General features: G+C 56.5%; 5 protein-coding genes. 3 read left to right on the top strand and 2 right to left on the bottom strand.

Annotated features, from left to right (window positions below):
• The first annotated feature begins 422 nt into the window (after nt 1–422).
• A complete protein-coding gene (locus tag CW742_RS01515) occupies nt 423–1,040 on the top strand; it encodes a cupredoxin domain-containing protein (protein ID WP_292415684.1) in 618 nt (205 codons plus the stop codon).
• A 261-nt stretch (nt 1,041–1,301) separates the two neighbouring features.
• Here the strand turns inward: CW742_RS01515 and thsA are convergent, their stop codons facing one another.
• Both thsA and CW742_RS01505 read right to left on the bottom strand, forming a co-directional pair.
• A complete protein-coding gene (gene thsA, locus CW742_RS01510) occupies nt 1,302–2,957 on the bottom strand; it encodes a thermosome subunit alpha (protein WP_292415681.1) in 1,656 nt (551 codons plus the stop codon).
• Between the two features lie 73 nt (nt 2,958–3,030).
• Complete coding sequence (locus tag CW742_RS01505; protein WP_292415679.1) at nt 3,031–3,960, bottom strand: transcriptional regulator; 930 nt, start codon at nt 3,958–3,960, stop codon at nt 3,031–3,033.
• Between the two features lie 43 nt (nt 3,961–4,003).
• On the opposite strand from CW742_RS01505, the gene CW742_RS01500 reads away from it, so the two are divergent.
• Both CW742_RS01500 and CW742_RS01495 read left to right on the top strand, forming a co-directional pair.
• Nucleotides 4,004–5,224, top strand: coding sequence for a tRNA(Ile)(2)-agmatinylcytidine synthase (locus CW742_RS01500; RefSeq protein WP_292415678.1), 1,221 nt, complete (start codon nt 4,004–4,006; stop codon nt 5,222–5,224).
• A gap of 109 nt (nt 5,225–5,333) precedes the next feature.
• On the top strand, nt 5,334–12,472 hold a 7,139-nt coding region (locus CW742_RS01495; RefSeq protein ID WP_292415676.1), incomplete at its 3' end, for a PAS domain S-box protein.

Raw genomic sequence — 12,472 nt, 5'->3', positions numbered from 1 at the left:
GCTTTCCGGAAGGATCAACATCTTCGATCCGGGGAATAAAGACCCGGGTTGCACCGCAATGATCGCAAACCACCTGTGCCTGGTACGGTACTGCGGTAATGACCTGATCCGCCATTTCATGGCAGTGATAACAGTCCGTCCGATATTTCGTTGAGATAAACCGGTTGCTCATGAGAGATACTGGATCCCTCCGGGTTCATTAACCTGTTGAACATCCGCGGCGGTTCCATGAGAATGGATTATTGCTTGCAGGAGTCCCCCCTGGACGTTCACGGCTCCACGAAGTCCATGGACCCGCAAATATCCCAAAGCAACGAGAAACACGGGATTTCCCGGTTAAAAGAAAAATCACGCCCATAACAGAAAAAGAACGGAAATCTGATAAGTAAATTTAATCATAGGGAGAAATAAAACTACATACCATGAAGAAAATCCTTGGATTTCTTATTCTGGTTATCGCCCTTGTTGCGGCCAGCGGGTGCACCGGGCCGCAATCGACAGCGCCGGTAACGACAACCATTGCAACCGAAACACCAACCGCGGTCTCAACGGTCATCGAGACAACCGTTGAAGCAACACCTGTTGCCACGACAGAACCTGCCGTTATCGAGACAACGCCTGCCGCCACCACAGCCATACCGGCCGCCACGCAAACAACTGCTGAAGTAACGGCAACGAAGACCGCAATTGTGACCACAGGAATGACCCCATCCACCAAGGTCACCGTGATCCATATTGCAAACAATTCCTTTACCCCCTCTACCCTCATGGTCCTCCCCGGGACACGGATTACCTGGATCAACTCCGACACGAAAGTCCACTCGGTCAAAGCCGTCGGCGCCATTGCAGGGAAGTTCAACTCCATGGATATCGCACCCACCGCCCAGTGGGGCTATGACTTTGGTGAGAACGAGGGCACTTTTGAGTATGCCGATGGCTACAACCTCAACGTGACGGGTGTCATCATCGTCAAGAAGGGTGAGTCGTTCTACGGCATGGGCACCCCGACAACCTATATGACCAGCAACGCGACCTGGTAAGATCTCCTTTTCCTTTTTTTTGGTTCTGACCTGATCCGCGGATGGGCAGACCTGCCAGACAAAGAATTCCTGCACAGAGAATTCCCTAAGACAGTTGAGCGAAGAGCCAGGCAAGCGCTCAGACGATCCGGGATACTAATACGTCCCCGATCAGGAGTTGCCAGCCGGGTATTGGTGCGGCAGAACAGGGACTAAATGATGCAAGAAAAAACCGCAGAAAAATTCTGACGGACACTATCCGGAAAAAAGAAGGTATCGGGTTTAGAAGTCGCCGCCCATGCCGGGGGGCATACCGCCCATGCCGCCCATACCGCCCGGGGGCATGCCACCTGCGGGCTCGGGGGACTTGGACGAGGCGATGACATCGTCAATGCGCAGGATCATGACCGCTGCTTCTGCCGCGGAGGAGATTGCCTGGGTCTTGACGCGGAGAGGCTCGACAACACCGGCTGCCTTCATGTCGACTGCCTTGCCTTCGAACACGTTTAAGCCGAAAGTCTTCTTGCCCTTCTCGTGGGATGCACGGATCTCGACAAGCATGTCGATGGGGTCGAGACCTGCGTTCTCCGCAAGGGTGCGGGGGATGATCTCGAGTGCGCCTGCAAAGGCTTCGATTGCGAGCTGTTCCTTGCCGCCAACGGTTGCCGCGTACTCGCGGAGACGGAGCGAGAGCTCGGTCTCAGGTGCACCGCCACCGGCAACGACCTTCTTGTCCTCGACAACAACACCGACAACGCGGAGTGCATCGTGGATGGCGCGCTCGAGCTCGTCAACAACGTGCTCGGTTCCGCCCTTGATGATGATAGAGACTGCCTTCGGGTTCTTGCACTGCTCGACAAAGGTCATCTCTTCGCCGCCAACCTTGCGCTCCTCAACGAGTCCGGCCTTGCCGAGCTCTTCCTTGCTGATGGCGTCGATGGACGAGACAAGGGTTGCACCGGTTGCCCGGACAAGCTTCTCCATGTCGCTCTTCTTGACACGGCGGGTCGCAAAGATGCCGGCCTTGGAGAGGTAGTGCTGGGCGATGTCGTCGATACCCTTCTGGCAGAAGAGGACGTTTGCACCGCTTGCAACAATCTTGTCGACAATGCCCTTGACCATGCGCTCTTCCTCATCGAGGAATGCCTGGAGCTGGTCGGGAGAGGTGATGGCGATCTCGGCATCGACTTCGGTCTTCTTGAACTCGACTGCTGCATTGAGCAGGAGGATCTTTGCGTTCGTGACCTTCTTCGGCATTGCCGGGTGGACGCGTTCCTTGTCGATGAGTACTCCCTCAACGATCTCGGAGTCCTCGATCGAGCCGCCGTTCTTCTTCTCTACCTTGATGTTCTCGATATCAACGGTGCCATCGGTATCGGTGACCATGGTAACTGCCTTGACAACAAGGTCACAGAGTTTCTCCTTGCTGGCCTCGGCACTCTTGCCGGTCATTGCGGTACCGGCAATATTTTTCAGGAGTGTCTTGTCCGTGGACTTGACATCGAACGCAATGTCCTTTAAGAACGCCTGGGCCTTCTCTGCGGCCATGCGGTACCCGTGAGTGATAACGGTCGGGTGCACATCCTGCTCGAGGAGGTCCTCTGCCTTCTTTAAGAGTTCCCCGGCAATGACGACCGCGGAGGTTGTCCCGTCGCCGACTTCGTCATCCTGGGTCTTTGCTACCTCGACCATCATCTTTGCGGCCGGGTGTTCGATGTCCATCTCCTTGAGGATCGTCACGCCATCGTTGGTGATGACGACATCGCCGATGGTGTCGACGAGCATCTTGTCCATACCTTTGGGGCCAAGAGTGGTCCTGACCGCAGCTGCCACTGCCTTTGCGGCGGTGATGTTCATACCCTGGGCGTCGCGACCGCGGGTCCGGGTGCTGCCTTCCTTGAGAATAAGAATCGGTTGTCCTCCAAGTTGCTGTGACATTAAAATCACCACGTTTTGCACTAGATTTAGCACTAAAATTGGTTTGTGGTTCTATATAAAGTTTGTTGAAAAATCACTCCCCCAGCAGGTCGAGGAGCTCGAATCCGTCCTCTACCCGGTGGAGGCGTTTTTCACTGATAACAAGCGTCCGGCCGATCTTCTTCTCCTTTGCGGAATCGGTGATCACGCACATCGCGTGCTTCTTTGCGATCTGCGAGAGATTGCCGATCAGGGCGGCCCGCTTGACAACCTTCTGTGCCGGGCCATACCCGGTGAGGATCGTGTGCTTGTCAAAGGTGAGGAGCGCCTGGAAGGGCGCACCATGGAGCGTATGGAGCGAGATCCCGATCTGCTGCAAAAACTCCATCGGGCTCTGCAGGTGATCTTCGGACTCCTTCTTCTCCGACTCCATTGCCGGGGGCGGGGGTTCATGCCGGACCAGGTCGATTGCTTCGACTACTCCCGTGTCAAAAAACTCCTCGATCCGGATCGCGACATCGAGCGTTGTCCCCATCCCGCTCTCGTACTTGCTGATGGTGCGCCGCGAAACCCCGAGAACCGTGCCGAGATCGCCAAGCGACATGTTCCGCTTCTCGCGGAGGTCCTTGAGCGCATCGCCGTTGATGTTGACATACAGGCCCCCGGGTGAAGCATAGACAAGCGGGGGGATCTTCTCCACAAAGTAATCGTACAGTGTCGAGGGGCTGATCGCGTAAATCCCGTACCGGACATACACCGCCCCGCGTTCCAGCTCGGCATCGCGGGCGCGCTCACCGACAATGAGCGGAATGCCGCCCAGGAGCCGGGAGATGAGCTCAAGGTCAAAGGACACCTCCTCGCTCACGGAGTCGATGTGGGAGACCACCTTTATCACGAGCAGCGTCCCGTCATTGCGCGCAATAAGGTCGAAACTCCGCGGGCGGAGCGTGAAACGCTCGGAGACATCGAAACCCGCAGTTATCATTACACTGGTGACCAGCTGGAGCTGGCGGTCCTGGGACATGTGGATACAAATGGATTAAGCGCCCCCATATATTAATATAGACATGCTGATCGGCATTGATGACACGGACTCACCGCAGGGAATGTGCACAACATACCTCGGGGCCGTACTCGCCCGCCGTTTGATCCGGGAACATATGCAGGTACGCGAGGCCCGGCTCGTCCGCCTGAACCCGAATGTCACCTTCAAGACAAGGGGCAATGCCGCGGTCATGCTTGATGTGATCGGCGATCCTGGCACCGCATTCCGGATTGCCTGCGATATTGTTGAGGAGCTTGCCGACCAGTCCTGCGAAAACACCAATCCCGGCCTTGTCGTCACAGAATCTAAGCCCGGTGAGGCCTTTTACCGGAAAGCCGTAACCGATTTTTGTACCGTTGATGAAGCGGTTGCTCTTCTGGAGAGCACCGGTGCCCGGTACCGCGGCTGGAAGAACCGGCGAGGGCTCATCGGGGCAACGGCAGCCGTGGCAAGCGAGCTTCCGGACCGGACTTCCGAGATCCTTGTGTACCGGCAGGAAGAGCGGTTCGGCACACCCCGCTCAGTCGACCGGCAGAGCCTGTTCGATGCCGAGGCAGCGACCTTTCCGCATACCTGGGACACAGTCGATACCGCAAACGACGTCGTAGTCTGCGTCCCGCACACGCCGGATCCGGTCCTCTTTGGGATCCGGGGCGAGAGTGCGTACTGGGTGATGGCTGCCCGGCAGATGGTCCGGTCAGAACCTCCGGTACTTGAACAGATCTGGGTGACAAACCAGGGCACTGATGCCCACCTGCTCGATGCCGACATTGCTTCCCTGCGGGAAGGGCTCTCGTACCGTGTCCGCGGCACGGTTATCGGCCGCCCGAAAACCGGGACCGGGGGGCATGTCTCGTTCACGATGGGCGCCGAGGCTCACCAGGTACGGTGCATGGCCTATGAACCCACCAAGAACTTCCGGCAGGTTATCCGCGAGCTCCGGCCCGGCGATAATATCCTTGCGTGCGGGAGTTTCAAGAAAGGGAGCATCAACCTGGAAAAGATCCAGGTGATTGCCCTGAATGCCGAAAAAAATGTCCGCCCCCCGCTCTGCACGGCATGCAACAAGAGGATGACCAGCGATGGCAGGGGCAAAGGCTGGAAATGCAAAAAATGCGGGGCCCGGGCAGATGAACCGGAAGAAGAGGAAGTCCCCCGCATGCTGAACACCGGGTGGTACGAGGTGCCGCCAACAGCACGCAGGCATCTCGCCCGGCCCTTGTGCCGGGGAACGCAAATCTGATAGCATTTTCCCCTGAGCGCCCGCGGGAGTGCCGGTTGCGGTGCACCACGGCAATCTTTTTCTATCTTCGTAATCCTCTGTAGATCATCAATATCTCACGGTCATTGTAATGATCTCTGTCCTCTATGTTGACGATGAACGCGACCTTCTTGAAGTGACAAAACTCTTCCTTGAACTGGAAGACGACATTAACGTCACAACAATGCTTTCGGCAAAGGAAGCCCTTGACCATGATATTGGATCGTTTGATGCCATCGTCTCCGACTATATGATGCCGGGCATGGACGGGATCGGATTCCTGAAAGCCGTACGGCGGCAGTACGGCGATATCCCGTTCATCCTCTTCACCGGCCGCGGGCGGGAAGAGGTCGTCATCGAGGCAATCAATAACGGTGCAGACTCCTACCTGCAGAAAGGTGGCGATCCGGACACCCAGTTTGCAGAGCTGTTACACAGGATCCACCAGTCGGTCAGGAGGAGACATACCGAGCGTTCACTCCAGGAATCGGAGAAACGCCTTGCCGACATCATCAACTTCCTTCCCGATGCCACATTCGCAATAGACAAAACCGGCCACGTGATTGCCTGGAACCGGGCGATCGAAGAGATGACTGGCGTCATGTCTGCGGACATTCTCGGAAAAGGAGAATACGAATATGCCATCCCGTTTTACGGGATACGGCGCCCGATTCTCATCGATTTGATCTTCGAACCCGATACGGTCATAAGAGAACGCTACTCGCACATCATCCATGAAAAAGATCTCCTTATCGCCGATACTGCGTTTCCCCGCCCCATGGGGCGGATAGTCACGCTCATGGGCAAGGCAAGCCCCCTTTATAACCGGCAGGGGGATATCGTCGGGGCGATCGAATCTATCAGGGATATCACGGATTTGAAGAAGGCCGAGAACGATCTGCAGAGGAGCGAGAAGTGGTTCCGGTTCCTGATCCAGAACTCATCGGACATGATCCGCATCATCGGCCCTGACGGGCTGATCTCGTATACCTCTCCCTCAACAACGAGGGTTCTGGGATACGATCCATCCGAACTCATCGGGAAGGATCCGTTCGAATACCTGCATCCTGACGACCGCGAGCATGTCCGGGCTGCACTCGGCGAGGTCCGGAAAGAAACGCACCACCACGCACCAACGGAATACCGCATCCGTCATGCCGACGGCCACTATATCGCCGTTGAGGCTGTGGCAAACAACCTGCTGAGTGTTCCGGAGATTAACGGAATAGTGGTTACGGTCCGGCCGATCACTGAGCGCAAGCGGGCTGAGGAGGAGCTCCGGGCGAGCGAGGCTACGCTCCGGATCAATGAGGAGCGCTTGCGGATGGCCCAGGAGATCGGCCGTACGGGCAGCTGGGAGTATTCCCCTGCCGCAAACACGATTTGGGGGTCCGCAGAAGGGCTCCGGATCTTCGGTTTCCCCCCGGTTGCCGGAACATACCCGATCGAAGCGATCGAGGCATGCATTCCGGACCGCGGCCGGGTCAACAAGGCACTTGCCGACCTGATTTCTGAGGGTAAGGAGTACGATCTTGAGTACATCATCAACCCCGCGGACGGCTCCCCGGGGAAGGTGATCCACTCCGTTGCGAGGCTGGAGAAAGATCCTGCTGGAAACCCCGTCCGGGTCATCGGGGTCATCCAGGACATCACCACGCCCAGCCGCGTCAGGGAAGAGATTGCATTCAAGAATGTGCTTCTCTCCACCCAGCAGGAGACCCTGCCCGATGCTATTCTCATTGTTGACGAGAACGCGACAATCCTGGACTATAACCGGAAATTCCTCGAACTATGGGGTATTCCCGCAGGCCTGATCGCATCCCGCCATGACGAGCCCGTGCTACAGTACGTCGTGAACCAGCTGGTTGATCCGGAAGCATTCCTGTCCCGTGTCAGGTACCTGTATGATCATAAAGAAGAGAACAGCTACGAGGAACTGCTCTTAAAAGACGGGAGAGTGTTCGAGCGGTTCTCCTCCCCCGTACTGGGGGACGGGGGGAAATACTTCGGGAGGATCTGGTACTTCCGGGATATTTCCGCACGAAAACGGGCGGACAGCGCACTTCAGGATGAAGAACGGAAATTCCGGTCGCTCTATACGCATATGATCGAGGGAGTCGCCATCCACGATCTTCTATTCAACGACAAGGGCATCCCGGAGGATTATGTCATCGTTGATGTCAACCCGGCATTTGAGAAACACCTGAACCTCTCCCGCGACCAGGTTATCGGGAAAACAAGCCGGGATGCTTACGGGGTATTTGATCCACCTTATCTGGATCGATACGCAAAGGTTGCGCTTAACGGTGAGGCAGAAGTCTTCGAGACGTACTTCCCGCCCATGGACAAATACTTCTCAATCTCGGCGTACCGGGTGGGACAGGGCAGGTTTGCCACGATTTTTGAAGATATATCGGAACGCAAACGGGCTGAGCAGAACCTTCAGGAGAGCGAAGAGAAATTCCGGGGAATGGCAGAACGGATCTCGGACATTGTCCTCATGGTGGACAAGGATCTCTGCCTGACCTACGTCTCGCCATCATTCCTGAACCTGTCCGGGAAGAGTGAAGCCGATCTGTTGGGAAAACCGCTCGCGATCGATCGACTCACCCCAAGGGAGCAGGAGCTTATCAGGGCTGCATTCCAGCAGAACCGGGACCTGAAGACAACGGGCCCGCTGGAGATCGCGTACAGTACTCCGCAAAAAGGATCGCTCATTCTTGAATTCCATGGAGTTCCGATCCAGAGAGACGGGGTTTTCCAGGGAGTTCAGCTGCTCGCCCATGACATCACGAACCTGAGAAGGGCCCAGGATGAGATCCGGTCTGCATACGAGCAGCTTGCCGCGGCACAGGAAGAACTCCGCGGGCAGTACGACGAGATCGCAAGAAGCCGGCAGGAGGTCACCGAGAGCGAAGACCAGTACAGGACCCTGTTTGAAGGAGCACATGACGCCATCTTCATCGCAGACCGGAAAACCTTCCTCACCTGCAACCACAGCGCAGAAATGCTGTTTGGCTGTTCAAAGGACCAGCTCGTGAACAATACCATCCTGGATTTTTCTCCCGAATATCAGCCTGATGGGGAACGATCACAAGAGAGGGCACGGGAGAAAATCGATGCTGCCCTCTCGGGCGTTCCCCAGACCTTCGAGTGGCAGCACGTACGGCATGATCATACACTTTTTGATGCGGAAATAAGCCTTAACCGTGTCCTCATTGGGGGTACCTATTATATCCAGGGGATCGTCAGGGACATCACCGGCCGCAAGAAAGCTGAAACCGCCCTCAGGGAGTCTGAAAAGAAATTCTCCACGGTCTTCGAAAACAGCCCGGTAGCTCATACCCTGGTCTCGGCAGCGGACGGAAAATTTGTCGATGTGAATGATGCGTTTGTCCGGGGTACCGGGTATGCACGGGAGGAGGTACTTGGAAAAACAGCAGAGGACCTGCAGCTCTTTGTTGTTCCTGCCGAAAGAGAGATGCTCACCACCCTCCTGATGGAGCAAAAAGAGATTGCCGGCCCGGAGGTCTCTTTCCGGACCCAATCCGGTGAGATCCGGACCTGTATCTTCTCCGCCCGCCCCATTGCGATGGCGGGAAAGCCTCACATCCTCTCCACGCTGGAAGATATCACGGAGCGCAAGAAGGCAGAAGAGGCACTCAAAGAGAGCGAGGAATTGTTCCGGGCAGTCTCCGAATACTCGCACAATGCCATATGCATTGTCAATGAACAGGGAAAGATCACCTGGGCTAATGACCAGGTCCTGATCCTTGGGGGATATACAAGAGAGCAAATCTATAGCGCTCCGTCTTTTGCTGCCTTCGTTGCACCGGAATCGTCCGACTGGGTCCTTGCCAACTTTAAAAAATTCGCTGCCGGGGTGCCCTACGAGCACCATTACCAGTTCACGATCATCAGGGCCGACGGGGAGAGGCGCCTGTGTACGAAACACATGACCGACTTCTCCGATCGCCGCGGCAGAAGAAACCTCGTCATCAACATGCTCGATATCACCGAGAAGGCACAGGCCGAAGAGGCACTGCAGGAGAGCGAGAGCAAACTCCGCCGCATCGCCGACAATGCCCCGGACATGATCTACCGGATGGCGCTTCCGGACGCGAAATATGAGTACATCAGCCCCGCATCGCTCGCACTCACGGGATATACTCCGGAAGAGTTCTATAAGCAGCCGGATCTCCTCAAAAAACTGGTCCACCCCTCATGGCAGGAATATTTCCGGATGCAGTGGGATGCCCTGATGGAGGGCTGCGTTCCGCCAACCTACGAGTTCCAGATCATTGACCGGGCAGGGCAGGCCCGCTGGCTCAACCAGAGGAACATGCTCGTCACCGACAATGAGGGCAGGACCATTGCCATCGAGGGTATCATCACCGACATTACGCGGCAGAAGGAGACCGAGCGGGAACTCCGGAGAAACGAGCTGCGGTCGCTTGCGGTGAGCGCAAATGCCGGCTCCTGGATCTGGGAGGTCGATCCCGAGGGCATCTATCGCTACTCCAGTCCTGCAGTGATGAATATTCTTGGGTATAAGCCGGAAGAGATCGTTGGCAGGATGCATTTTTACGATCTCTTTGAGCCATCGATCCGGGAGAGACTCACAAGAGATGTCTTTGCAGCCATGGAAGCCCGCGAACCGTTCCGCAATCTCGAGAACCTTAATGTCCACAAGGATGGCAGGCCGGTCCTCCTCAGGACCGGGGGGACTCCGGTCTTTGATGAAAACGGCGCCTTTGCCGGGTACTGCGGGGTTGACGAGGACATCACGGAGCAGAGGGAAAAAGAAGCAGCTTTGCAGGCGATTGTCAAGAGCATGGTCGGGACGACCGGCCCTGACTCGCTCTGGCAGATTGCCGAGAGTGTCAGTTCCTGGCTGGGGACAGAATGTGTGATGGTCGGGGAGATCCTTCCCGACCAGAAGAAAGTCCGGGTCCTTGCCATGATCCTTGACGGAAACCGGGTTGAGGATTTCAGATACACGCTCGAAGGCACCCCCTGCGAGGATGTCCGGGGGAAAGGGTTCTGTTACTACCCTGACAATGCGGTCAGCCTTTTTCCCCGGGCAAAGGATATCGTTGAACTCAATATCCGGAGTTATGTCGGCACTCCGCTCCGCGACTCCACGGGGACGGTCTTTGGGATTCTCTGTGCGCTTTCAAGGAACCCGTTGCCTGCCATCCCTTCCATGCAGGAGATCATGGAGATCATTGCCGTGAAAGCTGCCGCGGAGATAAAAAGCATTCAGATGACCCGGGCCCTGCAGGAAAGCGAACAGAAATTCCGCTCGCTCGTGGAATACGCTCTTGAAGGGATCCTGATAACCGACTTAGCCGGAACTGTCCTGTTCGCAAACAACGCCGCCGCGCAGACGCTGGAAGTTGTAGGTGGGGGTACGGCCCTCTGCGGCAGGAACGTGATGGAGTTCGTTGCCCCCGAATCGCAGCCGGACGCCATGCGGGATTATACCGAAGTGGCAAACGGTCATGATTCCTATCTCGCGCAGTACAAGGTAATCACCGGCAAGGCAAAGGAGATCTATGTCGAGAGCATTGGCAAGATGATTACCTACGAAGGAAAAGCTGCCGATCTCATCTCCATACGGGAAATCACCGAGCGGAAGCAGGCGGAAGACGCCCTGAACTGGAGCCAGCAGATGCTTGCAGAGGCCATGGACCTTGCCAACCTGGTGAACTGGGAGTATGATGTTGCATCCGACCTCTTCACGTTCAACGACCGGTTCTATGCCCTGTATGGCACGACCGCGGAGCGGGAAGGGGGAACCCGGATGTCCTCTGAGGCCTATGTCCGTGAGTTCGTGCACCCGGATGACCGCCACCTGTTTGGAGAGGCAGCAAAACGGGCAATGGCAACAACGGACCCGAAATACTTCTCAGAAATCGAACACCGGATCATCAGGAGGGACGGGGCGGTCCGGCACATCGTTGTGAGGATCCGGCTCGAAAAGGACGCGGACGGGAAGACCGTCAGGACCCATGGGGCAAACCAGGATATCACGGACACCCGGAAAGCCGAGGAGGCGGTGCGGCAGAGCGAGGCCCGGTACCGGCTCCTTGCGGAGAATGTCCATGATGTGATCTTCACGGCCACCATGGACATGAGCCTCACGTACATCTCCCCCTCGGTGCAGGTGTTGCGGGGGTTCAGCATGGAAGAGGCTATGGCCCAGCCCCTCTCCGAGGCACTTACTCCGGCATCCTATGAAGTGATACTGAGATCCCAGGAAATTGGCATTGAAGGCTTAAAAGAGGAGAATGCGGTTCTTCCCAGTTACACCATGGAGCTGGAGTTTTACCGGAAGGACGGCTCCACGGTCTGGACTGAGACCATTATTGCCCTTGCCTTTGACAACAGCAGAAGACCGGCAGGGGTTGTCGGGGTTATACGGGACATCACCCAGAGAAAAATGGTCGAGAACGCGCTCATGGAGAGCGAGGAGAAGTTCCGCTCCCTTGTCGAGACGTCTCCTGGCATTATCTGGGAGATCGGGATCTCGGGAAAAATCCTCTACATCAGCCCCATGGTGAAAGAGGTGCTGGGGTACGAGCCGGAAGGGCTGGTGGGAGTGAATTTCAGGGAACTTGTCCTGAAACAGTTGCAGCCGATCTTCCTTAAGACGCTGGCCACCATGGCCTCGACGTCAGCAGGGCCACTGCTCCCCTTCGAGATCATTGCCCGGCACCGGGACGGGCGTGATATGGTTCTCGAGATCCGGCCCTCCCGGGTCACCGGCATCGACGGGCACGTAACCGGGTTCCGTGGCGTGGCCTATGACACCACAAGGAGAAAGAAGGCCGAAGAGGCCCTCAAGCGGGCGAACCGGCAGCTCAACCTGCTGGGAAGCATCACCCGGCATGACCTCCTGAACAAGATCACGGTCATTCTCGGGAACCTTAAGATCGTTGAAAAGAAATGCACCAGCCCGGAAGAAGAAGAACATCTCAAAAAAATACGGTATGCCACGAGCGCGATCAAGTCCCAGATTGAGTTTACCCGGGTCTACCAGAACCTCGGCACCCATGAGCCGCAGTGGATTGCACTCGACTCGGTCATGCCACGGCCCCATGTCCCGCCATCGGTAATCATGAAGACGAGCGTGCAGGACATCGAGATTATGGCCGACCCGATGCTTGAGAAGGTCTTCTTCAACTTAATCGACAATTCCATCCGCCACGGGGAGCATGTCACGGA

This window comes from Methanoregula sp. (assembly GCF_002835825.1).
Taxonomy (GTDB): Archaea; Halobacteriota; Methanomicrobia; order Methanomicrobiales; family Methanospirillaceae; genus Methanoregula.
The sequence above is the reverse complement of the archived record's forward strand: the minus strand, read 5'-3'. Positions and strand labels throughout refer to the sequence as shown.

Bases quoted from the DNA above. Each gene is read 5' to 3' on its own strand.
- CW742_RS01500 (WP_292415678.1), top strand. From the start codon at position 4,004: ATGCTGATCGGCATTGATGACACGGACTCACCGCAGGGAATGTGCACA.
- thsA (WP_292415681.1), bottom strand. From the start codon at position 2,957: ATGTCACAGCAACTTGGAGGACAACCGATTCTTATTCTCAAGGAAGGC.
- CW742_RS01505 (WP_292415679.1), bottom strand. From the start codon at position 3,960: ATGTCCCAGGACCGCCAGCTCCAGCTGGTCACCAGTGTAATGATAACT.
- CW742_RS01515 (WP_292415684.1), top strand. From the start codon at position 423: ATGAAGAAAATCCTTGGATTTCTTATTCTGGTTATCGCCCTTGTTGCG.